Annotated in this window: 25 protein-coding genes; 16 read left to right on the top strand and 9 right to left on the bottom strand. The window is 63.4% G+C overall.

The genetic code is table 11. The annotated features are described in order from the left end of the window. Positions 1-4: 4 nt before the first annotated feature. On the top strand, positions 5-958 hold the full coding sequence (locus tag U9R80_RS02990) for an adenosine deaminase (protein ID WP_301838025.1): 954 nt from the start codon (positions 5-7) through the stop codon (positions 956-958). 82 nt (positions 959-1,040) lie between these two features. Here the strand turns inward: U9R80_RS02990 and U9R80_RS02985 are convergent, their stop codons facing one another. After that, the gene (locus tag U9R80_RS02985) at positions 1,041-1,757 is read right to left on the bottom strand and encodes an ArsR/SmtB family transcription factor (protein WP_301838027.1); all 717 of its coding nucleotides are present in this window, start codon (positions 1,755-1,757) and stop codon (positions 1,041-1,043) included. A 457-nt stretch (positions 1,758-2,214) separates the two neighbouring features. Further along, positions 2,215-3,129, bottom strand: a complete 915-nt coding sequence (locus U9R80_RS02980) for a LysR family transcriptional regulator (RefSeq protein WP_301838030.1) — start codon at positions 3,127-3,129, stop codon at positions 2,215-2,217. A gap of 115 nt (positions 3,130-3,244) precedes the next feature. Between U9R80_RS02980 and U9R80_RS02975 the strand changes: the two genes are divergently transcribed. Together U9R80_RS02975 and U9R80_RS02970 are read left to right on the top strand one after the other, a co-directional pair. Further along, positions 3,245-4,258, top strand: a complete 1,014-nt coding sequence (locus U9R80_RS02975; RefSeq protein WP_301838033.1) for a zinc-binding alcohol dehydrogenase family protein — start codon at positions 3,245-3,247, stop codon at positions 4,256-4,258. Between the two features lie 125 nt (positions 4,259-4,383). Next, complete coding sequence (locus U9R80_RS02970; RefSeq protein ID WP_167332139.1) at positions 4,384-4,548, top strand: hypothetical protein; 165 nt, start codon at positions 4,384-4,386, stop codon at positions 4,546-4,548. Here U9R80_RS02970 and U9R80_RS02965 read toward each other — a convergent pair. Both U9R80_RS02965 and U9R80_RS02960 read right to left on the bottom strand, forming a co-directional pair. Further along, complete coding sequence (locus U9R80_RS02965; RefSeq protein ID WP_301838037.1) at positions 4,532-5,713, bottom strand: multidrug effflux MFS transporter; 1,182 nt, start codon at positions 5,711-5,713, stop codon at positions 4,532-4,534. The two genes, U9R80_RS02970 and U9R80_RS02965, sit on opposite strands and share 17 nt — an antisense overlap. 112 nt (positions 5,714-5,825) lie before the next feature. Continuing rightward, entirely contained in the window at positions 5,826-6,023 is a 198-nt protein-coding gene (locus U9R80_RS02960) for a heavy-metal-associated domain-containing protein (RefSeq protein WP_301838039.1), read from the bottom strand. A gap of 147 nt (positions 6,024-6,170) precedes the next feature. On the opposite strand from U9R80_RS02960, the gene U9R80_RS02955 reads away from it, so the two are divergent. The 3 genes from U9R80_RS02955 to cueR are packed head-to-tail and all read left to right on the top strand — an operon-like array spanning position 6,171 to position 9,414. Then, entirely contained in the window at positions 6,171-6,557 is a 387-nt protein-coding gene (locus U9R80_RS02955) for a hypothetical protein (protein ID WP_301838041.1), read from the top strand. Between the two features lie 53 nt (positions 6,558-6,610). Continuing rightward, positions 6,611-9,013 carry a heavy metal translocating P-type ATPase gene (locus tag U9R80_RS02950; RefSeq protein WP_301838043.1) on the top strand — a complete coding sequence of 801 codons (2,403 nt, stop codon included), beginning with the start codon at positions 6,611-6,613 and terminating at the stop codon, positions 9,011-9,013. Continuing rightward, positions 9,010-9,414 (top strand): Cu(I)-responsive transcriptional regulator, encoded by a 405-nt coding sequence (gene cueR, locus U9R80_RS02945; RefSeq protein ID WP_301838045.1) that lies wholly within the window; start codon positions 9,010-9,012, stop codon positions 9,412-9,414. The genes U9R80_RS02950 and cueR overlap by 4 nt, the downstream gene beginning before the upstream one ends. 4 nt (positions 9,415-9,418) lie before the next feature. On the opposite strand, the gene U9R80_RS02940 is transcribed toward cueR, so the two are convergent. Further along, entirely contained in the window at positions 9,419-10,312 is an 894-nt protein-coding gene (locus tag U9R80_RS02940; RefSeq protein ID WP_301838047.1) for a PA4780 family RIO1-like protein kinase, read from the bottom strand. Between the two features lie 182 nt (positions 10,313-10,494). Then, the gene (locus tag U9R80_RS02935; RefSeq protein WP_301838049.1) at positions 10,495-11,283 is read right to left on the bottom strand and encodes an AraC family transcriptional regulator; all 789 of its coding nucleotides are present in this window, start codon (positions 11,281-11,283) and stop codon (positions 10,495-10,497) included. Between the two features lie 87 nt (positions 11,284-11,370). On the opposite strand from U9R80_RS02935, the gene U9R80_RS02930 reads away from it, so the two are divergent. Then, a complete protein-coding gene (locus tag U9R80_RS02930; RefSeq protein ID WP_301838053.1) occupies positions 11,371-12,390 on the top strand; it encodes a bile acid:sodium symporter family protein in 1,020 nt (339 codons plus the stop codon). Here U9R80_RS02930 and U9R80_RS02925 read toward each other — a convergent pair. Continuing rightward, on the bottom strand, positions 12,377-13,654 hold the full coding sequence (locus tag U9R80_RS02925; RefSeq protein ID WP_301838055.1) for an acetyl-CoA C-acetyltransferase: 1,278 nt from the start codon (positions 13,652-13,654) through the stop codon (positions 12,377-12,379). The two genes, U9R80_RS02930 and U9R80_RS02925, sit on opposite strands and share 14 nt — an antisense overlap. A 120-nt stretch (positions 13,655-13,774) precedes the next feature. Between U9R80_RS02925 and U9R80_RS02920 the strand changes: the two genes are divergently transcribed. The 7 genes from U9R80_RS02920 to U9R80_RS02890 all read left to right on the top strand — a co-directional run bounded on the left by U9R80_RS02920 (position 13,775) and on the right by U9R80_RS02890 (position 20,378). Then, positions 13,775-15,127: a 3-oxoacyl-ACP reductase gene (locus U9R80_RS02920; protein WP_301838058.1), complete on the top strand. Its 1,353-nt coding sequence runs from the start codon at positions 13,775-13,777 to the stop codon at positions 15,125-15,127. Between the two features lie 2 nt (positions 15,128-15,129). Continuing rightward, complete coding sequence (locus U9R80_RS02915; protein WP_301838061.1) at positions 15,130-15,984, top strand: MaoC/PaaZ C-terminal domain-containing protein; 855 nt, start codon at positions 15,130-15,132, stop codon at positions 15,982-15,984. Positions 15,985-16,044: 60 nt separating this feature from the next. After that, positions 16,045-16,350, top strand: coding sequence for a nucleotide pyrophosphohydrolase (locus tag U9R80_RS02910; RefSeq protein ID WP_301838063.1), 306 nt, complete (start codon positions 16,045-16,047; stop codon positions 16,348-16,350). After that, positions 16,347-17,096 carry a methyltransferase domain-containing protein gene (locus U9R80_RS02905; protein ID WP_301838064.1) on the top strand — a complete coding sequence of 250 codons (750 nt, stop codon included), beginning with the start codon at positions 16,347-16,349 and terminating at the stop codon, positions 17,094-17,096. Before U9R80_RS02910 ends, U9R80_RS02905 begins: the two co-directional genes overlap by 4 nt. A 19-nt stretch (positions 17,097-17,115) precedes the next feature. Further along, positions 17,116-17,763: a DUF4136 domain-containing protein gene (locus tag U9R80_RS02900; RefSeq protein WP_301838066.1), complete on the top strand. Its 648-nt coding sequence runs from the start codon at positions 17,116-17,118 to the stop codon at positions 17,761-17,763. A gap of 19 nt (positions 17,764-17,782) precedes the next feature. Next, positions 17,783-18,343: a DUF4136 domain-containing protein gene (locus U9R80_RS02895; RefSeq protein WP_301838068.1), complete on the top strand. Its 561-nt coding sequence runs from the start codon at positions 17,783-17,785 to the stop codon at positions 18,341-18,343. 100 nt (positions 18,344-18,443) lie between these two features. After that, a complete protein-coding gene (locus U9R80_RS02890; RefSeq protein WP_301838070.1) occupies positions 18,444-20,378 on the top strand; it encodes a pilus assembly protein TadG-related protein in 1,935 nt (644 codons plus the stop codon). Here U9R80_RS02890 and U9R80_RS02885 read toward each other — a convergent pair. Both U9R80_RS02885 and U9R80_RS02880 read right to left on the bottom strand, forming a co-directional pair. Beyond that, a complete protein-coding gene (locus U9R80_RS02885) occupies positions 20,363-23,056 on the bottom strand; it encodes an ATP-binding protein (protein WP_442964931.1) in 2,694 nt (897 codons plus the stop codon). The two genes, U9R80_RS02890 and U9R80_RS02885, sit on opposite strands and share 16 nt — an antisense overlap. Further along, on the bottom strand, positions 23,053-23,493 hold the full coding sequence (locus tag U9R80_RS02880) for a TadE/TadG family type IV pilus assembly protein (RefSeq protein WP_301838074.1): 441 nt from the start codon (positions 23,491-23,493) through the stop codon (positions 23,053-23,055). Before U9R80_RS02880 ends, U9R80_RS02885 begins: the two co-directional genes overlap by 4 nt. 73 nt (positions 23,494-23,566) lie before the next feature. Between U9R80_RS02880 and U9R80_RS02875 the strand changes: the two genes are divergently transcribed. Next, positions 23,567-24,037: a prepilin peptidase gene (locus tag U9R80_RS02875; protein WP_301838076.1), complete on the top strand. Its 471-nt coding sequence runs from the start codon at positions 23,567-23,569 to the stop codon at positions 24,035-24,037. A gap of 135 nt (positions 24,038-24,172) precedes the next feature. Next, positions 24,173-24,955: a response regulator transcription factor gene (locus U9R80_RS02870; RefSeq protein ID WP_301838078.1), complete on the top strand. Its 783-nt coding sequence runs from the start codon at positions 24,173-24,175 to the stop codon at positions 24,953-24,955.

Genomic DNA, 24,955 nt, shown 5'->3' with positions numbered 1-24,955 from the left:
CTTTATGTACGACTGGCTGAACGCGCTGCCCAAGGCAGAATTGCACCTGCACCTGGAAGGATCGCTGGAGCCCGAGTTGCTGTTTGCCCTGGCTGAACGCAACAAGATCGCCCTGCCCTGGAACGACGTCGAAGCCCTGCGCGCGGCGTATGCGTTCAACAATCTGCAGGAGTTTCTCGACCTGTATTACCAGGGCGCCGACGTGCTGCGCACCGAGCAGGACTTCTACGACCTGACCTGGGCCTACCTGCAACGCTGCAAGGCGCAGAACGTGATTCATACCGAGCCGTTCTTCGACCCGCAGACCCACACCGACCGCGGCATCCCCTTCGAGGTGGTGCTCAACGGCATCAACGGCGCGCTCAAGGATGGCCAGCAGCAACTGGGCATCAGCAGCGGCCTGATCCTGAGCTTCCTGCGTCACCTGAGCGAAGACGAAGCGCACAAGACCCTCGACCAGGCCCTGCCGTTTCGCGATGCCTTCATCGCCGTCGGCCTGGACAGCTCGGAGATGGGACACCCGCCGAGCAAATTCCAGCGCGTGTTCGACCGCGCCCGCAGCGAAGGCTTCCTGACCGTTGCCCATGCCGGTGAAGAAGGCCCGCCCGAGTACATCTGGGAAGCCATCGACCTGCTAAAGATCCAGCGCATCGACCACGGCGTACGCGCCATCGAAGATGAGCGCCTGATGCAGCGCATCATCGACGAGCAAATTCCATTGACCGTGTGCCCGTTGTCCAACACCAAGCTCTGCGTGTTCGACCACATGAGCCAGCACAACATCCTCGACATGCTCGAGCGCGGCGTGAAGGTGACGGTGAACTCCGATGACCCGGCGTACTTCGGTGGCTACGTCACCGAGAACTTCCATGCCCTGCATACCCATCTGGGCATGACCCAGGACCAGGCCCGACGCCTGGCCCAGAACAGCCTCGATGCGCGGCTGATCAAACCATAAACACCTGTAGGAGCGGGCTTGCCCCGCGATAGCGATCCAACCGTTACATCGCATCGCGCGGGGCAAGCCCGCTCCTACAGGTTCAGCCGGCGGTCTTGAGCACCCTCGGTTCAGCGATCCGGTTGATCTGGTGCAAGCCGATCGCAGTAATGTGCAGCATGCGCGAAGTCTCGCTCTCGCGAATCCAGCTCGATTGCATGAACAGCTTCAACAAGCTGCTGCCCAGCGCACCACCCAGGTGCGGACGGTGATCGTTCCATTCGCTACAACAACGGCAACTGCTGAAGCTTCGGCGTTGATGCTGGGCCAGCGCCTCGATGAAGATGCCGTAGCGGGCAAACTGGGCCCGTCCCTCCAGCGTCACTTCGATCTGCTGTTCCAGTCCCTCCAGCCACCCGGCCTCGAACAACCGCAAATACAGGTCCGCCGCCAGCTCTCCCCCCAAGTGATCGCCGCATAGCCGTGCCCTGCGCATGGACAGCGGTATGCCGGCCACGCCCTGCTCCAGGCTGGCCTCGCGTGAAGTGACTTGAACACTGGCCAGGGCCTCCACCGCAGCGCCGACTTCCGGGCCGGCCAGCCTGAAGTAACGCTTGCGCCCCCGGGGTTCCAGCTTGAGCAGGCCACTGGCTGACAGCCGGGCCAGGTGAGCGCACGCCGAAGAAGGGGTCAGTCCGGCCAGGTTCGCCAGTTCATCGGACGGCCGCGCCATGCCGTCGATCAAGGCCCAGAGCATTGCGCTGCGTTTAGGGTCGGCGAGCAGGCTGGCGATCTGGCTGATACTTGTTACAGGTTTCATTTCTCAACTCCCTGAGAGATCACGACGGATGTCGATTGAATAACCATGCCAGCAGCACTTACTGCGAGGTACCCAATGCCAGAAAAGCAGGAAGTTGAAGTGATAGACCCCGGCTGCGTGCCTCAGACAGTATTCGAGTGAGAAGCGTTACTTACCGACCTTTGGCATGGAAGTGTCTCTCGCTGGAAATGACTGGTGCAGCGATTATAAGCCGCTTTACGTGCACGATTGCCGAGCCAGGCGGCGCCGAATGCGTCAGGCAACGCCTGCTCTTGCAAACCTCGGACACTCTGATCTTCGAGGCTACAAAATGTTTAATTTGAAAAAACTGTGTCGAGCCGCGCGGGCTATATCTGTTCTTCGCGCATTCAATAATCGACATCAAAAAACAAGCGATAAAACCTACAACGAACTTAACTACAAGCCACACACTAAATAGCAAGTTCCGTAGCCTCAATCACTGTGCCCGCGCACGCAGGTCAAGCAGGGCCTGGCAGCGCACCCGAAGCATGCCAAGCAGTAACTGAACCGGTTTACCCAACTGAGCCCGGTGCGTGCACATCAGGTTGAAGGGCGCCGGCTCACCCGGCAAATGCCCCAGCAAAAGTTTCAACCGCCCCTCCTGGATATCCATCGCCACATCCAGCCACGACTTGTAAGCGATGCCCTGGCCGGCCAGGGCCCAACGGCGAACCACGTCTGCATCGTCGCAAAAGCGGTCGCCGCGAACGGTCAGGCCCACTTCGTTCGAGCCCTGACCAAAGCACCAATGGTCATGCACCCGGGAACCCAGTTGATAGAGCAGGCAATTGTGCTGCGCCAGGTGCGCCACCTCCCTTGGTTCGCCATGACGCGCCAGGTACGCCGGTGACGCGCAAAGAACGCGGCGGTTGTCAGGGCAGACCGGCAGTGCCACCAGGCTGGAGTCCTCCGGCGCGCCATAGCGCAGGGCAACATCGGCGGCCTGGCGAAACAGGTCGGCATTGCGATCCCCCAACAGCAGGCGGACCGACAGCTTCGGGTGCTCACGCTGCAATTCGTCGAGCCAGGGCAACAGCACATTGCGACCGAAATCCGACGGCGCAGACAACTGCAGCACCCCGCTCACCTGGTCCTGGCCCTGGGCAAGCAGGCGCTGCCCCTCCTCCAGGCTTGCCAGGGCGGTACGTGCGTGCCCCAGAAAGCCTTCACCCTCGGCCGTCAGGCGCAGGTTGCGGGTGGAGCGCGCCAGCAGGCGTGCGCCCAATTGCCCCTCCAGGCGCTTGAGCGCTGCACTGGCCACCGCAGGAGAGAGGTCGAGCAAGCGTGCCGCAGCCGACAAACTGCCCAGCTCCGCAGCACGGACAAACAACAGCAGGTCATCGAGTCGCACCGCAGGCCCTCCATTAACAAAAAAATATTGAAAGTATCTGTGGTTTTATCGGCTTTTAACCAGGAGTGAAAGCACCAATCATGGCGTCCATCCATTCCCCCTGAGGACGACAGTCATGAAAGCCATTGCCTACTACCACTCCCTGCCCATCACCGACCCGGCCGCCCTGCAAGACATCGAGCTGCCTGCCCCCGAGCCAGGTGCGCGGGACCTGTTGGTAGAGGTCCGCGCCATCTCGGTGAACCCGGTGGATACCAAGGTGCGCCAGAACGTGCAGCCGGACGCGGGTACCGCCAAGGTGCTGGGCTGGGATGTGGCCGGTGTGGTCAAGGCGGTGGGCAGTGATGTCACCCTGTTCCAGCCAGGTGACAAGGTGTTCTACGCCGGTTCCATTGCCCGTGCCGGGGGCAACAGCGAACTGCATGTCGTCGATGAGCGCATCGTCGGCCATATGCCCAAGAGCCTGGGTTTTGCCGAAGCCGCCGCGCTGCCGCTGACCGCAATCACCGCCTGGGAGTTGCTGTTTGAACGCCTGCAAGTTGCTGAAGGCCGAGACGACCTGGGCCAGCGCCTGTTGATCGTCGGCGCCGCCGGTGGCGTGGGTTCGATCCTGACTCAACTGGCCAGCCAACTGACCGGCCTGACCGTCATCGGCACGGCCTCCCGTCCACAGACCCAGGACTGGGTCCGCCAACTGGGTGCTGACCTGGTCGTCGACCACAGCCAGCCGCTGGCCGAGGCGCTCAAAGCGCAAGGCATCGATCAGGTCACCCACGTGGCCAGCCTGACCCAGACCGACCAGCACCTCGCGCAGCTGGTCGAGGCGCTGGCCCCTCAGGGCAAGCTGGCCCTGATCGACGACCCCAAGCAATTGGACGTCGGCCTGCTCAAGCGCAAGAGCCTGTCGCTGCACTGGGAGTTCATGTACACCCGCTCGCTGTTTGAAACCGCCGACATGATCGAGCAGCACAAGCTGCTCAATCGGGTCGCCGAGCTGATCGACGCCGGGACCCTCAAGACCACCCTGGGCGAGCACTTCGGCACCATCAACGCGGCCAACCTGCGCCGCGCCCATGCCCTCCTGGAAAGCGGTGCGGCCAAGGGAAAAATCGTGCTTGAAGGCTTTTGAAACAAAACGCCCACCCCGTTTTCGGGGTGGGCGTGACCGTCAGTCCGACAAGTGACTCAGGCCATTTCCCTGTTGACAGGCAGCGCTACAATTCTTCAGCCAACGCCAACCGCAGGTATGCAGCGATGATTATTCAAGTCAGTGCATCAGGCCAAAAACCAGGCTGCCCGTGGCAGGTTCGACTGGACCAGCATGTGGTGAGCTTCCGTAGCGAGGCTGAAGCCCGCGCCTTCGTCAACACCCTGCAAACCCGCCTGCAGGCGCCGCACCCACTCAAACGGGCCGGCTGAGCTGCAAGCGACGCGTGCCCATGGCCACCGCCGTCGCTGCCAGGCCACAGAGGCTGATGACCAGTGCCATCGGCACCGCGCTGCCGTCGTGCAGCACGCCCACCAACGCCGCCGCTCCGGCGGCAATGCTGAACTGTATGCAGCCGAGCAGCGCCGAGGCGCTCCCGGCTCGCGCGCCTTGACCACTCATGGCGCAGGCCGAGGCATTGGGAATGATGCAACCCAGGCTCGCCACACAGATGAACAGTGGAATCAGCAATGGCCACAGCATGGCCGGATGCAGCGCACTGACCGCCAGTAGCGTCAGCCCCGCCCCCAGGTAGACCCAGACCGTGCGCGCCAGCAGGAACGCCGGCCCGCGCTTGGCCAGCAGCCGCGCATTGACCTGCGCCACCAGGATGAACCCCGCCGCATTGCTGCCGAACAGCCAGCCGTAATGCTCGGCCGGCACGCCATACAGCTTGATGAAGACAAAGGGTGAACCGGCGATATAGGCAAACATCCCGGCAATGGCGATGCCTCCGGTCAAGGCATGCCCGAGGAACACCCGATCCTTGAGCAGGCGCCCGTACTGGTGCAGGGCACCGGACAGTGGCTGGCGTGGCTGGTTGGCCGGCAGGCTTTCCGGCAGGCCCAGGGCAACCGCCAGGGTGCACAGCGCACTGAACACGGTCAGGGCCAGGAAGATCGACTGCCAGCCGTACAGATTGACCATCACCCCGCCCAGCATCGGCGCCAGGATAGGGGCCAGCCCCATCACCAGCATCAACTGGGAAAACACTTTGGCCGAGGCCACCGCATCGCATTTGTCGCTGACGATCGCCCGCGACAGCACCATGCCGGCGCAGCCGCCAAGGGCCTGGACAAACCGTGCCACGATCAGCGCATCAAGGGTGGGGGCAAAGGCACAGGCCACCGACGCCAGGGTAAACAGCATCACCCCGACCAACAGCGGCACCCTGCGACCGAAACGGTCCGCCACCGGCCCATACGCCAGCTGGCCGATCGACAGGCCCAGAAAGTAGGCCGCCAAGGTGGTCTGGATGTGTTTTTCGTCGGTGCCGAACGCCAGCGCCATGGCCGGGAAGCCGGGCAAGTAGAAGTCGATTGCCAGGGGCCCGAACGCACTGAGGGCGCCCAGAATCAGGATGGTTCGCAGGTTCATGGGAAATCCATAGCAGGCTAAGCAAGTCCGCTAGTCTAACCGCCCTGCCGGGGTTGCGCTGCGAAGAGTTGGCCCGCGCACGAAACTTCATTCCTGCCACGGGCCATCGGGGTCAGACCGCTTCGGCCTGATAGCCCCCTTCGCGAATCAGCTCAAGAATCTGCGGGGCTTGCAGCGAGCTCTGTACCTTCACCTGCTTCTGGGCCAGATCGACTTCGACAATGGCGTCTTGATCCTGCGCCTGTACCGCGCGGGTCACGGCCTTTACGCAATGGCCGCAGGTCATTCCTTGAACGTTGAACACTTGCATGGTGATTGCCTCCTGTGGGTTTGAGCACAGCTTCAAGCTTGCCATCGGGACAAGGTCAAGACTTTCCTCACGCTGCCGGGCTGGAAATCATTCACCGTGTCGGCCAAGCTGCGAGCCTGACGATTGACGATGCAGGAGTTTCATTTCATGCGCAGGGCAGCTTTCGGCCTTTTTGGCTTGTTGGGTATGGTCGGTCTGCTTCCCCAGGCCGGCGCCGCAGGGCCGAGCGACTACAGCATTCTGATCATCTCTCGCGAGCGCCTGGAAGTGGCGACGTCGTGCGAGATCGGCGTGTACATCAACGATCAGTTGGCGGGCCGGCTGTTCCAGGAACAATCCACCTCCTTCAACCTGCCAGCGGGCGAGCTCGATGTACGCCTGCGCTATTTGCCCGGGCAAGTGCCGGGCTGCCAGCCGGGGATCGAGAACCAGCGCAGCACCCGTTTGAAGCTTGCGGCCGGCCAGATCAACAAATACCGCATTGCAGTCGATCAGAATGGCCTCACATTGATCAGAGCCGGCCTGGGCTATTGACCTTCCCTGCATGGCAAGGTTGATGCTGGTGGCCTGTCCAAGGAGGAGTGCCCATGTCTGCATCTACCACTTTCGATCTGCCGATTGCCGGGATGACCTGCGCCAGCTGTGCTGGCCGAGTCGAACGCGCCCTGCGCAAGGTCAGCGGCGCCGAGCAGGTCAGCGTCAACCTGGCCACCGAACAAGCCCGCATCCAGGCCCCGGCCGATAGTCTTCCCGCCTTGGTCGAGGCGGTCGAGCAAGCCGGCTACCACGTGCCCAGCCAATCTCTGGAACTGCAGATCGGCGACATGACCTGCGCATCGTGCGCAGGTCGGGTCGAGCGCGCCCTGGCCAAAGTGCCCGGCGTGCAATCGGTCAGCGTCAACCTGGCCAATGAGCGCGCCCATGTGCAACTGCTCGGCCAGGTCGACAGCAGCGTGCTGATCGACGCCGTCACCCGCGCCGGTTACAGCGCCAGCCTGCCACAAAGCACCCAGGTCAATCAGGACGATGCCGAACGCCGCCTGCGCAAAGAGCGCTGGTCGGTGGCACTGGCGGTACTGCTGGCCTTGCCATTGGTACTGCCGATGGTGCTACAGCCCTTCGGTATTCACTGGATGCTCCCGGCCTGGGCCCAGTTCGTGCTGGCCACACCGGTGCAGTTCATCCTCGGTGCACGCTTTTATGTGGCGGCCTGGAAAGCCGTGCGTGCCGGTGCCGGCAACATGGACCTGCTGGTGGCCATCGGCACCAGCGCCGGCTACGGCCTGAGCCTCTATGAATGGGCCCAGGCGGGGCCCGGCGTTACACCGCACCTGTACTTTGAAGCGTCTGCCGTGGTGATCGCCCTGGTGCTGCTGGGCAAATACCTCGAAAGCCGCGCCAAGCGCCAGACCGCCAGCGCCATCCGCGCCCTCGAAGCCCTGCGCCCTGAACGCGCCCTGCTGCTGGTCGATGGCCAGGAGCGCGACGTGGCCATCAGCGAACTGCGCCTGCACGACCTGGTGGTGGTCAAGCCCGGTGAACGCTTCCCGGTCGACGGCGAAGTCATGGAAGGCCAGAGCCATGCCGACGAGGCCTTGATCAGCGGCGAAAGCCTGCCGGTGCCAAAGCAGCCGGGCGACAAGGTCACTGGCGGCGCCATCAACGGCGAAGGCCGCCTGCTGGTACGCACCCTGGCACTGGGGACTGAAACCGTGCTGGCACGCATCATCCGCCTGGTCGAAGACGCCCAGGCCGCCAAGGCGCCGATCCAGAAGCTGGTGGACCGGGTCAGCCAGGTGTTCGTCCCCGCGGTGCTGGTCATCGCGCTGATCACCCTGGTGGGCTGGTGGTGGGCCGGCGCCCCGATCGAAACCGCCCTGATCAACGCGGTCGCCGTACTGGTCATCGCCTGCCCTTGCGCACTCGGCCTGGCCACGCCGACGGCGATCATGGCCGGTACCGGCGTCGCCGCCCGGCACGGCATCCTGATCAAGGACGCCGAAGCCCTGGAACGTGCCCACGCCGTCAACCGCGTGGTGTTCGACAAAACCGGCACCCTGACCTCCGGCAGCCCGCGCATTGTCCACAGCAAGGCCGCGGTCGGCGAACAGGCGCAGCTGCTGCAGCAGGCCGGTGCCCTGCAGCGCGGCAGCGAGCACCCGCTGGCAAAGGCGGTGCTGGATGCCTGTGAAGAACAGGGCCTGCCTGTCGCCGATATCAGCAACAGCCAATCGCTTACCGGTCGCGGCATCGCCGGCACCCTGGACGGTCGCGACCTGGCCCTGGGCAACCGCCGCATGCTCGACGAGAGCGGCCTGCAACCGGGCGGGCTGGCAGCCGATGCCAATGCCTGGGAAGCCGAAGGCCGGACCTTGTCCTGGCTGATCGAGCGCAGCCCGCAACCGCGTGTGCTGGGTCTGTTCGCCTTCGGCGACAGCCTCAAGCCGGGCGCCGGCCAGGCCGTGCGCCAGCTGGCCGAGCGGGGCATCAGCAGTCACCTGCTGACCGGCGACAACCGCGGCAGCGCCAAGGTAGTGGCCCAGGCCCTGGGTATTACCGACGTGCATGCCGAGGTGTTGCCCGGTGACAAATCGGCGAAAGTCGCCGAGCTCAAGCAATCGGGTGTGGTCGCGATGGTTGGCGACGGTATCAACGACGCCCCGGCCCTGGCCGCCGCCGACATCGGTATCGCCATGGGCGGAGGTACCGACGTGGCCATGCAGGCTGCCGGCATCACCCTGATGCGCGGTGATCCCCGCCTGGTGCCGGCCGCCCTCGAGATCAGCCGCAAGACTTATGCGAAGATCCGCCAGAACCTGTTCTGGGCGTTCATCTACAACCTGATCGGCATTCCTCTGGCCGCCTTCGGCCTGCTCAGCCCGGTACTGGCTGGGGCGGCGATGGCCCTGTCGAGTGTCAGCGTGGTCAGCAACGCCCTGCTGCTCAAGACCTGGAAACCCGAAACTCCGCCACAGGACGACGCCCCATGAACATCGGACAAGCCGCTCGCCGTTCCGGGTTGAGTGCCAAGATGATCCGCTACTACGAGTCCATCGGCCTGCTCAAGCCGGCCCTGCGCAGCGACAGCGGCTATCGCCTGTACTCCCAGGACGATCTGCACAGCCTGGCGTTCATCAAGCGCTCGCGTGATTTGGGTTTTTCTCTGGAAGAGGTCGCCAAGCTGCTGACCCTGTGGCAAGACCGCCAGCGCGCCAGTGCCGACGTCAAGGCCCTGGCCAGCCAGCACATTGACGACCTGAACCGGCGTATCGAAGAGTTGGTGAGCCTGCGCGACACCTTGAGCGAACTGGTCGCCCACTGCCAGGGCGACGACCGCCCGGACTGCCCGATCCTCAAGGACCTGGCAGCCGGCAGCAGTTGCTGTCACTGACGCATTACTGCAGCCAGGGCGGCGCGGGTTCTTCGTCCTTGCTCGGACCCCGTTCGGCGTCGTCCCTGGCGGCACGCCGGCGGGCTTCGTCCAGACGGGCGGCATCAATCTCGCGCATGACCCCGTCGACATCGGCGGTGTGCTCATCGTCCTGGTACTGGCCGCTGAGCTCAGTTTCCGGCAGCAGATCACCAGCCTGGTACAGGGCCCACATTTCCCGGGCGTAGCGGGTCTGCTTGAGTTCCGGGGCAAAGCGGCCGAAATAGGCCGCCATGTTGCCGACATCGCGCTCAAGCATGCTGAAGGCGTGGTTGTTGCCCGCTGCATCCACCGCCTGTGGCAGGTCGATGATCACCGGGCCATCGGGCCCCAGCAGTACGTTGAATTCCGACAGGTCACCATGCACCAGGCCGGTGCAGAGCATCAGCACGATCTGGCGGATCACAAAGGCGTGGTACTCGCGCGCCTGCTCGGGCTCCAGGTGTACATCGTTGAGCCGTGGCGCGGCATCGCCATATTCGTCGGCCACCAGTTCCATCAGCAGCACGCCGTCGAGGAAGTCGTAGGGCCGCGGCACCCGTACGCCGGCATTGGCCAGGCGGAACAGGGCGGCCACCTCGGCGTTCTGCCAGGCGTCTTCGGCTTCTTTTTTCCCGTACTTGGAACCCTTGGCCATGGCCCGGGCCTGACGGCTGTTGCGCACCTTGCGCCCTTCCTGGTACTCGGCGGCCTGGCGGAAGCTGCGTTTGTTGGCCTCTTTGTAGACCTTGGCGCAACGCAGTTCCCGACCGCAGCGCACCACGTACACAGCGGCCTCCTTGCCACTCATCAGTGGTCGCAGTACTTCGTCGACCAGTCCATCTTCAACCAGTGGTTCAATGCGTTTTGGAGTCTTCATCGGCTTTTGTCGGGGGTCCTGTTCTGCCAGACACATGGATTTTTGTAGGTCACCGGTGCTGCACCGGATTGTCGCTGTATCAAGACCGCTCTGCGTTGTATCGACAAACCGTCAGACTTGCCATTGTTTTTGTATCTCTCGGTGCACAAACGTTCACAAAAATCATCAAAATTCGTTGCCAGTCACAGCCGCAGGCCCCCCGGGGTCATGCCGAACAGGCCCTTGAAGGCGGCGATATAGGCCGATGTCGAGTCATAGCCACAGCCCAGCGCGGCGTCGGTAACGCTTTGCCCCGCTTCCAAGGCGGTGAGCGACGACAACAGGCGCATGCGTTGGCGCCAGCCGCGAAAGCTCAGGCCGGTCTCACGCTGGAACAAGCGCATCAGCGTCTTTTCCGAGGTGTTCAGCCGTTGCGCCCATTGGCCGAGGGTTTGCCCCTCCTCCGGGTGCGCGAGCAATTCGTTGCACAACCCCAGCAGGCGCGGGTTTTGCGGCAGTGGCAAGGAAAAGCCCACTTGCGGCAACGCCTGCAGCTGATCGAGCAATACGCCGACCAGCCGCGCCTCGGCGCTGTCGCCTTCGGGATAGTCCACCGGCAACAGGCAAAACTGCTTGATCAGCTCGCGAGCCAGCGGGGTGACTTCCAATACCCGGCATTGCTCCGGCGCCCAGGGGCAGGCGTCGCGGTGAACATACAGGCTGCGCATCTCGGCCCGCATCGAGGTTTCCACCTCATGCTCGACCCCCGCCGGTATCCAGACCCCCCACTGTGGCGGGGCGAAATAGCTGCCTTCGGCGGTGCGCACCCCAAGCACCCCGCTGATCGCATAGGAAAACTGCACCCAGTCATGCTGGTGGCGGGTGGTCCAGGAACCGGCGCTCAAGCTTTCGGCGCGTGCGTACACAGGCCTCGGTAGCTGCGCCAGGGTGGGGATCGGACGAGGGCTTTGTTTTTGTCCGTTTGTCGGCATCGCTTGGCCTTATATCGCAAGACGGCAGTGTTCCGGGCAGCGTAGCCTTTCGCCTCATTGATTACAAAATGATTCAAAGGCCCGCCCATGCAAGCGCTCAAGCACCTCAAACGCGTCGTGACCGACTGGTTCCTCTGCGGCATGTTCCTCGCCACCTTCCTGGCCTGGCTGTTTCCGGGTTTCGGCAGCAGCGGCGGCGCGATGCATGCCGAGTACGTCATCAACGTCGGCGTATTCCTGGTGTTCTTCCTGCACGGTATCAACCTCTCCAGTGAACAGATTCGCCATGGCCTGAGGAACGGGCGCTTGCACCTGATGGTGCAGGGGTTCACCTTCGTGGTCTTTCCGTTGATCTGGTGGCTGGCCGACAGCGTGCTCGGCAGCCAGGTGCCGGCGCTGTTGATGCTGGGCTTTTTCTACCTGTGCGCCCTGCCCTCGACCATCTCGTCCTCGGTGGCCCTGACCGGCAGCGCAGGCGGCAATGTGCCGGCGGCCATTCTCAATGCCAGCCTGTCCAGCGTACTCGGCATCTTCATCACCCCATGGCTGGTCAGCCTGGTGGTGGGCACCGGCAGCGGCGGCATCGACCTGGGCGCCACCCTGCTCGACCTCTGCGTCCTGCTGCTGTTGCCGCTACTGCTCGGGCAACTGCTGCGCCCATGGCTGGGCCGCTTCTTCGCCCGGCACAAGCGCTACACCAACATCATGGACAAGCTGGTGATCCTGCTGCTGGTCTATGCCGCGTTCTGCAACTCGATGGTGTCGGGTATGTGGCAACAACAAGGCAGCGCAGTCCTGCTCACGGCGCTGGTGGGCAGCGCCATGCTGCTGGCCTTGATTCTGTGGATGACCACCCGCACCGCACGGGCCCTGCGCCTGAGCCCGGCCGACGAAGTGGCGGCGGTGTTCTGCGCCAGCAAGAAATCCCTGGCAGCCGGGGCGCCGATGGCGGCGCTGATCTTCGGCGCCCACCCGGGACTGGGCCTGATCCTGCTGCCGATCATGATCTACCACCCACTGCAGCTGATCGTCTGCTCGATCATGGCCGAGCACTATGCCAATCGCCCGGCCCCGGTCGTAACGCCAGCGCTGGTCAGCGCTCGATGATCGCGGTTACGCCCTGACCACCGGCGGCGCAGATCGAAATCAGGCCACGGCCCTTGCCTGCCGTGGCCAGCAGCTTGGCCATGCTGGCCAGAATGCGCCCCCCGGTGGCGGCAAACGGATGCCCGGCCGCCAGTGAACTGCCCTTGACGTTGAGCTTGCTGCGGTCGATGGCCCCCAGCGGCTCACTCAGGCCCAGCTTGCGCTGGCAGTAGTCGGGGTCTTCCCAGGCCTTCAGGGTGCACAGCACCTGGGCAGCGAAGGCTTCGTGAATTTCGTAGTAGTCAAAATCCTGCAGGCTCAGGCCATTGCGTGCCAGCAAGCGTGGCACGGCGTAGGCCGGCGCCATCAGCAGACCTTCCTGACCTTTGACAAAGTCCACCGCGGCGGTTTCACCATCGACCAGGTAGGCCAGCACCTCAAGGTTGTGTTCACGGGCCCAGTCCTCGCTGCCAAGCAGCACTACCGAGGCGCCGTCCGTCAGCGGCGTGGAATTGCCCGCGGTCAGGGTGCCTTTTTCGCTGCGCTCGAACGCAGGCTTGAGGCTGGCGAGCTTCTCCAGGGTCAGGTCAGCGCGCAGGTTGTTGTCACGGGTCAGGCCCAGGAACGGGGTAAGCAGGTCGTCATGCCAGCCTTCGGCATAGGCGGCCGCCATGTGCTGGTGACTGAGCAGGGCCAGCGCGTCCTGATCCTGGCGGGGAATCTGCCAGGTCTGCGCCATCAGCTCGCAATGCTGCCCCATGGAAAGCCCTGTGCGCGGCTCGCCGTTGCGGGGCAGTTCGGGTTTAAGGTGGCCCGGGCGCAGTTTGAGAAAGGCCTTGAGCTTGTCGGCCGTGGTCTTGCCGCGATTGGCCTGGAGCAGAATCCGGCGCAAGCCTTCGTTGACGGCGATGGGCGCATCGGATGTGGTGTCGACGCCACCGGCAATCCCGCTGTCGATCTGCCCAAGGGCGATCTTGTTGGCCACCTGTATCGCCGTCTCAAGCCCCGTGCCGCAGGCCTGTTGCAAGTCGTAGGCCGGGGTCTGCGCCGACAGGCGCGAGCCGAGCACGCATTCGCGGGTCAGGTTCATGTCCCGTGAATGCTTGAGTACCGCCCCGGCGGCCACCTCCCCCAACTGCAGGCCATGCAGGCCGTAGCGCTCGATCAGCCCTTCGAGGGCGGCGGTGAGCATCGCCTGGTTACTGGCCGTGGCATAGGCTCCGTTGGAGCGGGCGAAGGGAATTCGGTTGCCGCCAATGATCGCGACCCGGCGCAGTGAGCGCATGCGTAATGTCCTCTTTAGTCAGCAAACAGTCCGCTACAGCGTAGGTGTTTTTTACGCAGGCGAACGACCAACGGCCAATCATGGTCCACACTTTGAAGCTTATTTCAGGGAGACGCGCACATGAGCGACCGCTATATCGACTTCGCCAACTCCGACCTTGGCCGGCGCCTGGTGGGGGCCGTCGGCCTGCCCAGCCCGGCTCGCCTGGAACGCTGGGAGGCAGGTCGCCTGAGGCCTGTGGACGGTGCCCTGCTGCTGGGCGGTGGGCCGTTGGCGAACAAGGTCGAGGCATTCGCGCAGCGCCTCACCGACGACGTCTACAGCTTCGCCAGCCCCGACCTGAGCGCTACCGAATGGGTCGCCGGGCTCGGCCCCAAACTCAAGGCCGTGGTCTTCGATGCCAGCGAACTGGACGACACTGACCAGCTCAAGCAACTGCGTGAATTCTTCCAACCTATCCTGCGCAGCCTCGCCCCCAGTGCCCATGTGCTGATACTGGGCCGGGCGCCGGAACAGCTCGATGATCCACTGGCCCAGGTGACCCAACGCGCCCTCGAAGGCTTCAGCCGCTCCCTGGCCAAGGAACTGCGTGCCGGCGGGACCTTGCAGCTGCTGTATGTCAGCGACACGGGCGAAGACCAGCTCGAAGGCGCCCTGCGGTTTTTCCTCTCGCCCAAGAGTGCCTTTGTTTCCGGGCAAGTGCTGCGCCTGGGCACCTGTACCAGTGCCGTGCAGGACTGGACCCGGCCCCTGGCCGGACGCAAGGCCCTGGTCACGGGGGCGGCCCGCGGCATTGGCGCGGCCATCGCCGAAACCCTGACCCGCGATGGCGCCGAGGTGGTGCTGCTCGATGTGCCCCAGGCCAAGGCCGACCTCGAAGCCCTGGCCGCGCGCCTGGGCGGTAAAAGCCTGGCCCTGGACATCTGCGCCGCCGACGCCCCCGCGCAACTGATCGAAGGGCTGCCCGACGGCATCGACATCGTGGTGCACAACGCGGGCATCACCCGCGACAAGACCCTGGCCAACATGACCCCGGAATACTGGGACTCGGTATTGGCAGTCAACCTCAAGGCCCCGCTGCTCCTGACCCAGGCCCTGTTCGACAGCGGCACCCTGCACGACAACGCGCGCATCGTATTGCTGGCCTCGATCAGCGGCATCGCCGGCAACCGCGGGCAGTCCAACTATGCCGCCAGCAAGGCCGGGCTGATTGGCCTGGCCCAGGCCTGGGCGCCGAAGCTGGCCGAACGCGGCGGCAGCATCAACGCCGTGGCCCCCGGCTTTATCGAAACGCGCATGACCGCCGCCATCCCCTTCGCCCTGCGCGAAGCCGGGCGGCGCATGAGCTCCCTGGGGCAAGGTGGTTTGCCCCAGGATGTCGCCGAAGCGGTGGCGTGGCTTGCCCAGCCCGGGACCGGCGCGGTCAATGGCCAGGTGCTGCGGGTATGCGGCCAGGCCGTGATGGGGGCTTGAACATGACGCGACAGTGGCACGACCTGAGCAGCACCGCCGCGTTGTCCGGCCTGTACCTGCGCGCGGCGCGCAAACGCAAGATCACCGGCGATACGCTGCCCGAGACGGGCTTGCGCTGTTACCTGGAGGTCAATCCCAAGCAACTCGATGACTACCGCAAACTCTGCCACTTCAGTGACGACGGGCGCCTGCCGCCGACCTTTCCTCATGTCATGGCGTTCGCCTTGCAACTGCAGTTGCTGACCGGCAAGGACTTTCCCTTCCCGCTGCTGGGCCTGGTGCACCTGCACAACAGCATCCGCGTGGTGCGGCCGCTGGGCGGCATCAGCCACTTGCGCTTCAGCGTGCAGGTGCAGAATCTGCAACCCCATGAAAAGGGCGGCACGTTCGATCTGCTCACCGAGGCGTCCGATGGCCTGGGGCTGATCTGGTCCGAGACCAGCCGCATGCTGTGCCGCGGGCTGAAACTGGCGGGCGAGCCCGATGCAGATGTCGAGCCTGCCACCCCACCCTTGAGCGAACTGACCCGCTGGTATGCCGATACCGATATCGGCCGGCACTACGCCAGGGTCTGCGGCGACTACAACCCCATCCACCTGAGTGCCACCAGTGCAAAACTGTTCGGTTTCCCCACCGCCATCGCCCATGGCATGTGGAGCAAAGCCATGACCCTGGCCGCACTGCGCGGCCACCTGCCGGTCAGCGGCTACGAGATCGCCGTGGACTTCCTCAAGCCGGTGCGCCTGCCCAGTGAAGTCATCCTCAACGCAAGCCCGACCGCCGCCGAAGGCCAGTTGCAGCTGCAAGGCCATGGCGACTTGCAGCACATGCGCGGAACCTGGCGGCCGCTGGACTGAAAGGCCCTCTTGCGTTGCGACGGCGCCCGCCTGAAGCTATGCGGCTTGAGGAGAGCTTTGATGAACCTGCACGAACTGACCCAACGCATGCACCGCATCCGCGACAACAACGACTGGCGTGGCTATCACAGCCCCAAGAACCTGGCCATGGCCGCCAGTGTGGAAATGGCCGAGCTGGTGGAGATTTTCCAGTGGCTGAGCGAAGACCAATCGCGCCAACTGTCCCCCGAAAAACTGGCGCACGCCGGCCAGGAAGTCGGTGACGTGGTGCTGTACCTGGTGCTGCTCTGCAGTGAGCTGGGCCTGGACATGGAGCAGGTGGTGCGCAGCAAGCTGGCCGACAATGAACGGCGGTTTGCCCGATGAACGACCGTCACTTCGACGCCCTGGCCACCCGCTTCGCAGAAAAGATCTACGGCGGCGCCAAGGGTGCCATCCGCCTCGCGGTCCTGCAGGCGGACCTCGCCGAAGCCCTCCCCGATCGCCCCTTGCGGGTCCTGGATATCGGCGCAGGCCTGGGGCACATGGCCCTGTGGCTGGCCGAACGCGGGCATCAGGTGACGTTGGCCGAACCTGCCGAGCCCATGCTCGCCGGCGCCCGCGAACGCTTCGCCCAGGCCGGTCAGCAGGCCACCTTTATCCAGGCGCCCTGGCAGGAACTGCTCGGGCAACTGACCGAACCCTATGACCTGGTGTTGTGCCACGCCGTGCTGGAATGGCTGGCCGAACCGGAAACCATCCTGCCAGTGCTGCACCAATTGACCCGCAGCGACGGCCTGTTGTCACTGGCCTTCTACAACCGCGATGCACTGGTTTACCGCAACCTGCTCAAGGGCCATTTCCGCAAACTGCGGCGCAATGACATGGCCGGCGAAAAGCAGAGCCTGACCCCGCAAAAACCACTTGATCCGCGCACGCTCAGGGCGCAACTTGAAGATCTGTGGCAGGTCGAAACAGAGAGTGGCGTGCGCGTTTTCCACGACTACATGCCCAGTGAGTTCCAAGCCAAGGCCGAGTTGCTCGATCTGCTGGAAATGGAACTGGCCCATCGGCGTCATCCGGCCTTTGCCGGCCTTGGGCGCTACCTGCACTGGATCTGCCGACCCCGCTGACACCTGCCTGGAGGGTGACATGCCGTACCGTTTGACCCTGGGCCTGCTGTGCCTGAGCCTGGCAGCGTGCCAAAGCACAAACCCTTATGTCGCCAGCTCCCGCCCGCTGCCACCGGCGCCGCCCCAGGCGGCCACTACGTTCGACGCCAGCGCCTACCCGGCTCCGCCTCGCGACTATGGCCGCTACCGTAGCTGGACCTGGCGCGACAGTCAGTTGCCGTCGGGTGTCGCCCTGACCGAACCTGCACAGCTGGCCGATGCGGTCAGCAATGCCCTGGACCAGCGCGGCCTGCGACCGGCGCGCAACGGCCAGGGCGATCTGTTGGTGAGTGCCAACCTGAGCCTGGAACGCCGCTTGCGCCAGGTGCGCGACGACTACTACCCCTACGGCGCTTACCCCTATGGCGGCTATCCCTACGGGGGCTATGGCGCCTACGGTGGCGTTGGCGGCTACCTCAACGGCTACGGCGCGTATGCCAGCGTGCCGTTGGTACGCACCTATGAAGTCGAGGTGATGGTGGTTCGGGTCGATCTGTATGACGCCCGCGACGGCCAACCGGTGTGGAGTGCCAGCGCCGAGACCAGCAGCCAGGGTTCCCAGGGCGAGCGCGAAGATGCCCTGCGCGAATCCGTTAAGAAGGCCCTCAACGGCTATCCTCCCAGCTAAAGGCAATTGGAGATCCATCATGTTGCGCCGTATCGCTTTACTCTCAATGGTGGTGTTGCTGAGTGCGTGCTCAAGCAACAACGCGACCCAGGACTTCGATGCCAGCCGCGACTTTGCCGGTTACCGCAGCTGGGTGTGGCAGGAACCGGCGCTGCAGTACCGCCCGGATGATCCGCGGATCAAGAGCGACCTGACCGAACAGCGCATTCGCCAGGCCGTGGCCGGGCAGCTTGATCAACGTGGCCTGCGCCCGGCCCAGGGCAACGCCCAGGGCGACCTGAAAGTACAGACCTACCTGATTGTCGAAAACCGCCAGCAGCAGATCACCACCAACTATGGCGGCGCCTGGGGCGGGTACTGGGGCAACTACTGGGGTGGGCCGATGTACAACGAGACCCGCAGCGTCGACTACAAGGTGGCAACCATCCAGGTCGACATGTTCGACAGCCGCGACGGCAAGCTGGTATGGCGCGGCAGTGCCGAACAGATCATGAACAACTACCCGCCAAGCCCGGAAGAGCGCAACACCGCGATCCGCAACACCGTGGCCAAGGTGATGGCCAACTACCCACCCCATTGAGCATTGCTCGGCCAGTCGTCATAGAGGCGACTGGCCATTATCTTGTCTACACTCCTTACAGCTGTTGCCCTGCGTGACCATGGGCAGCAAAGGAGTGCTCGTGTCTTCACGCTTTCCCGCACGGCAACGCGGTGCAATCGGCCTGATGGCGGCCTTGACCCTGGGCATGGCGCTGCTGTTTCTGTTGATGGTGGTCGACAGCGGCAGGCTGTACCTGGAGCAACGAAAGCTGCAACGGATCGCCGATATGTCGGCGCTGGAAGCTGCGGGTCAGTTGGGCACCTGCAACGGCATCGGTCCGTCGGCCGATGCCCTGGCCAAGGCCGGTGCAAAACGCAACGGACTCGAGGCGCCAGGGCGGCTTGAAACCGCCTGCGGTACCTTGCAGACCGGCACCAACAGCCTGCGCCGCTTCAATACCGATGCCACACGCAATGAAGCGATCCGCGTGATCGTTCACCGCGAAGTGGCAACCAGCGTTGCTGCCGGCGTCCTGGCCCTGGTCAAAGGCAACGACTTGCCCACCACCATTTCCCTCAGTGCCACTGCCGTGGCGGCCACGCCCAAGCCGCCGCTGGCGCAGCTACGGATTCGCACCACGCTGGCAACGATCGACACGCAAAAATCCGCCTTGCTCAATGCACTGGCCGACCCCTTGGGAGCCCGGGTACATCTGGATGCGCTGGGTTGGCAAGGCCTGGCCAATACCGACATCAACCTGCTGGAATACCTGGATCAACTGGCGATCGAGGTCAACGCACAGGTCGGCAATTATGATGAGCTGTTGAACTCCAATGTCTCGGCCACCGACCTGATCGACGCTGCCGTCGAAGTCATGAAGAACGGCAGCAACAAAGCCCTGGATGTCGCCAGCAACCTTGCAAAACTCACCGTTGCTACCGACAACAACCGAGTGCTCAAGCTCGCCGATATCCTTCAGGTGAGTGCGGGAACGCCCAAGGCCGGGCTGGATACCAGCCTGCAACTGCTGCAACTGGTGCAAGGGGTGATTCTGCTGTCGAACAAGCACAATGCGGCGGTGGTCAATCTGCCGGTGAACGTATTGGGGTTGGTCACCGCCAAAATTCAGGTAAAGGTGATTGAGCCACCGAAAGTTTCTGCCATTGGCAATCCTCAGACCGACAACATCAATGTGCAGACGGCACAGATCCGGACCATGATTTCGCTCAACACACCCGTTATCGAAACCGTAGGCAACATCGTCAGCACCGTTGCCAACCTGGCGACAACATTGACCAAACCGCTCAGTGACCTGCTGCGCCTGGACCTCATGGGCACCATCAAATCCCTGGGGTGCGCCCTGCTCATACCTTGCAAAGTCAGCGATATAGAAGCATTGAAAAAAGCCGCTCGTATCGACATCAGTGTCAGTGCGGTCAAAGCCACCAGTCGGGTCAGTGATTTCAGCTGCGCGCCCCAGAGGCAACTGACCGCTGCCACGGACAGGGCAACCGGGGAGATTTCCATCGGCAAGATCGATGATCCGGACACCTTTTTAGAAGAGGGCGAAGGCACTATCAACCCGATTCCGCTGATTGATATCGGCACCAATGTCTGTACCGGTCTTCTGGGGCTTATCAAGGTTTGCGAAGGCCGCAAGCCGTTCGCTGGCGGGGGGATTGGGATCAAACCAGAACCCGTGGTGTTGCTTCCCCACCACGAAGATATGCTATTCAAGGGCGACAGTTTGCTGGAGATCGGAAAGCCCTCCCCTTATCAGGCCATGCAAACGAGCAACATCATCGAAAGCCTGAATACCACTGTAGGGAGCGTTCCCCTGCACATATACAAATACCAGGAAAAAGGCGATGTGCTGGGTTCAATTCTGGAGGGTGTCGATGGCCTGTTGACCGGGGTCACCAACATTCTTAGACCCATGATAAAAAACGTACTCAGCCCCCTGGTGGACCCTCTGATCAACTCCCTGCTCAAAGCCCTGGGCATCGACCTCAACACCACCGAAGTCAGCGCCAACCTCAGTTGCTCCAGCACCCGCGCTCAACTGGTGCTGTGAACCGGTAGCTCGATGCAGAAGCGCGCCCCTTCGTCGCCGTTTTCGACGCTGAGGCTGCCGCCCATGGCATCGACGATCCCATAGCTCACCGACAACCCAAGCCCGGTGCCGACGCCCACCGGCTTGGTGGTGAAGAACGGCTCGAAAATGCGCTCCAGCAGACGCGGGTCGATACCGCCGCCGTTGTCTTCGACCAGCAAGCGAACCTGGTCGGGGTCCTGTTCAAGGCGCAGGGCAATCCAGGGCGCCAGTGCGCTGTGCTCCCGCCGCGCCAGCAGAGCGTCCCGGGCGTTGACCAGCAGGTTGATCAGCACCTGTTCCAATTGGTCCTGGTGACCGCTGACCTGTAACCCCTCTTCCGGCGTGTCGATCCGCAGGTCCACGCCCTTGCCACGCAAGCCGTCCCCAAGCAGCGACAAAGCGCCCTCCACCGCCTGCCACGGTGCGAACAGGTGTTGATCGACCTCGGAGCGTCGGCCAAACACGCGCATGTGCTCGACCACCCGTGAGGCACGCTGCACCTGGGCGTCGATGCGCTTGAGTTTGTCCTGCAGATAGTCCACCTGGGCCTCGCCGTTTTCCAGGCGCTTCAGGGCGTTGACCACGGCCATGCGCATCACGTTCAGGGGCTGGTTGATCTCATGGGCAAGTCCGGTGGCCATCTCGCCGAGGGTGGCCATTTTCGCGCTTTGCACCAGTTGCTGGCGGGTGCGCCGAACCTGGGTGTTGTCGCGCCCCACCGCCTGGATTTCCAGCAGCTTGCCGCGCTCGTCGAACAAGCCGCGATCTGACCATACCCACCACGCATGTTCGCGTCCGGGCAGCTCCAGGCAGATCTCCGCCGTACTCACCGGGTGCTCTGGTGTAAGGCTGGCCAGCCGTTGGACAAACATCTCTCGCTGCGACGCCGACATCCATTGGCCAAGGTTGATGCCCGGCAACTGTGCAGGACTGCACTCCAGATAATCGGCCAGTGGTTGGTTGCCGAACACCAGCTCAAGTGCGGCGGTGTAGCGGCAGATCATCGCCGGGGAATCCTCCACCAGCACCCGGTAGCGCTCCTCGCTCTCACGCATTTTTTCAGCGGCTTCAGTGGCCTCGCTGACGTCCAGCCAGATGCCCACCACTTCCACCGGCAAGCCCAGGTCATCGCGCAGCAATCGTGCTTCGTCGAGTACCCAGTGATAGCCGCCCTGGCGGTCACGCAAGCGATAGCGGCTACGTACCTGCCCCTCACGCAACAAGGTGCGGGTGCGCTCCAGCCACAGCGACTGATCCTGCGGATGAACCCACTGCCCGGGCTGCAATACGCCTTCTTGCGGGGCCTCCCAGCCCAGCATCGGTTGCAGGCTGGCACTGAAGAACTCGGCGTGCAGCGCGCCCTCACTGTAGCGCTGGATGTAGATCACCGCGGGAGAGCTTGCGATCAGGTTCTCCAGGCGGGCCTGGGCGGCAGCGGCCTGAAGTTGCTGCGCCTTGCTGTCGCTGATATCGAGCATCAACCCTTGCAGACGACGCTGTGGCCCGTTGCCGCGTACTTGCCCGCACAGCCGGTACCAACGCGGGTTGGCTTGCAGCTTGTTGTCGAGCAGGCGCAGGGTCAGCTCCAGGTCGCAGCCCTCGCACTGCAATTGCCCAAGGGCCAGCTGCGCCGCCTCCCGGTCAGCGGGGTGCACCCGGCTCAGCCACTGGCTCAGGGTCAATTGCGCAGGCACGCCAAGACGCTGGGCCAACCCTGGGTCCAACTGCAACGTGGGCGTGATCAATCGCCACTGCCACCAACCGGCGCCCAACTGGGCCTGCAGGCTGTCCAGTCGCTCGCTCTGCTGCTCCAGCTCGAACGCCTGCAAACGGCCCAGCAGCGGCTCGGCATAGGCACCGAACAGATTCAGCGCATCGCCCCCCAGCAGCGGCTGCCCTGGCCTGAAGCAGATCAGCCAGGCCTTGACCTGCAGCCCTGAAGCGAAGGGCACCAGACACGCCGCAATGCCCGGGAACAACGGCTGCAAATGCACATGGGTGGCACTGGAAAACACTTGCCCCGGCGCCAGCATACTCAGCACCGGGCTCAGGGCTTCGTCACTGGGGGCATGCAAAACATCGCCGCTGGCGACATAGGTTTGCCACCCCTCACCGCGCTGCAACACAACCTGAACGCCTGCAGCCTGCCAATGACGCGCCAGCCATTGCAGTTGCTCCTTCGCCACGGCCTCCAGGCATTCGATGCTACAGTCGCGGACCGCACAGGCCAGGTGGCTGGTCAGGTGACGCTGGCGCTCGGCGATGAGTGATTGCTGGCGATGCTGCAGCAAGTCGCCGACATCGAACACCTGTAACAGCCATTGCCCGGCCTGTTGTTGCAGCCAGCCACGGGTGTGCAAGGTGGTGCCGCCGACGGCCTTGAAATCCAGATCCAGGGGCTGGCCCTGCCAGTCCATCGGCTCGCCTTCGAGTACCAGCAGGCTGCAGGGCTGCACATAGTCCTGCAGACGCCCCTGGGCCTGCGCAGGCAAGGCCAGGGCCGAGCGCAAGGGCCCGGCCAGGCGCAACACACGGGCGTTGTCATCCAGCCACACCTGTAGCGCAGCGGCGGGCACACTCACAGGTTCCGGCTCCACCGGCGGGGTTGTGGCGGGATGTCCACGCCAAAGCGCCAACAAGCGCTGCCCCACACTCACAGTTGCAGGCTCGCTTCAGCCGTGAGGCTGGGCGGCAATCGGGGTACCTGGCCGATCACCGGCAGGTCGAGCACCGGTATCACCGCGGTCAGTTTGGCCCTGGCGTAGTCGATTTTCACGGTCAGCACCTTGGTGGGCGACAGCGTCACCTTGGCGTCGCTGGCCTTGAAGTCGAGAGAGCCCGGCATCCACGACAGCTGCTGGGTCAGCACTTGCCTGGCCAGTGTCTCGACATCGGCGCCGTAGGTCTTGCTGGTGGGGTCCAGTGCCACGCAACGACGTACCGCTTCGCTGCTGGCCTGGTTGAAGGACTGCAACATGAGCATGGGCAGGGCATAGCTGACCACGCCATAGAACACTGCGAAGAAGATCACGAATACCGCCACGAACTCCAGCGCTGCAGCGCCTTTTTGCCGATTGCACAGGCTTGCTTTCATGATCGCGTCTACCCTGACAGTGACACCTGTCTGACAGCATAGAATCATTCACCACAAAGGGATGCATTTCACGATGCAAAGCATTGTCCTGTTGTTGTGGCTTGCCTTATGCGCTGAACAAGATGTGCGTGAGCGCCAGATTGCCAATACCCTGACCCTCGGCGCCGCAGCCTGCGCGCTGGTCTACCTGTTCATGACCGGACACACCTGGATCGGCGCCGACGCCAGTGAAGGCGGCTGGGCGCTGGCCATCGTCATGCTGCTGACCCTGCCCGGCTACATGCTGGGACGCTTCGGTGCAGGTGACGTCAAACTGCTCGCCGCGCTGGCGCTGGCCACCGACCGGATGTACGTATTGGGAACCTTTATCGGCGCCGGCATTGCGGTGCTGGTGTGGCTGACGACACGACGCTGGCTGTGGTCCCTTCTAAGTCAAAAGGTTAAGAGCCGACTCAAGCAGGTGCTGGAAGAATCGTCAAAAAAACAACCCTTTGCGCCCTTCATACTGGCCGGCTTTCTGCTTGCGGCAGTATGGGTCCACTAGTCGCCTGGGCAGCTTTTCCAGGCTTTCAAGCCTTGTGCATCGCCGTAAGGACCGACTACTTTCTACAGTGTTGTCGGCCAATGCCCAGACCGTACAAACCCCGGAAGCAAGGGCACGTCAAGCAGGGAGTCACGCGTGAACAAGCCTGTTAGCGAAGTGAAGGTGCTGGTCGTCGATGACCAGCCACCGATAGTGGAAGAATTGTGCGAATTTCTCGAAAGCAGCGGCTACCGCTGTGTCCCTTGCCGTTCCAGCACCCAGGCGATCGAACGCTTTGCCGCCGACCCGGCCATCGGCCTGGTGCTGTGCGACCTGCACATGCCCGAGCGTGACGGTATCGAGCTGGTCAGGGCGCTGAAGATCATTGCCGGGCAGCAGCGGCCCTTCGAGGCCATCATGCTCACCGGTCGCGCCGACAAGCAGGACGTAATCCGGGCACTGCGCGAAGGCTTTGCCGACTACTATCAAAAGCCGGTCGACCTCTACGAACTGCTCGAAGGCATTCAACGCCAGGAAGCGGCGCTGCAGGAGCGGCAGAAAAACTACCAGCACCTGGGCCACCTCAATCAGAAACTGCAGTACCTGGCCGAGTCCATCGACGACCTCTGCCAGGACCTGGACAAGGCCCGCCCTGCTGGTGCCCTGCGGCCTGCCACAGACGCCGACGGCGAACTCGACAACAGCACCATTTCGGTGATTTTCGATCAGCTGTCACCGCGCCAGCAGGACGTGGCGCGCCTGGTCGGCAAAGGCAAGACCAACTACCAGGTGGCCTGTGAGCTGGGCATTACCGAAAACACCGTCAAGCTCTATGTGTCCCAGGTACTGCGCCTGACCCACATGCGCAACCGCACCCAACTGGCACTGGCCCTTTCGCCTGGCAATGCGCCGCAGCACCAGCGAATAACGACGCACTAG

The organism is Pseudomonas sp. JQ170C (assembly GCF_035581345.1).
Lineage (GTDB): Bacteria > Pseudomonadota > Gammaproteobacteria > Pseudomonadales > Pseudomonadaceae > Aquipseudomonas.
Note: the sequence above shows the minus strand (reverse complement) of the source record. Positions and strands in the feature narration are given on the sequence as shown.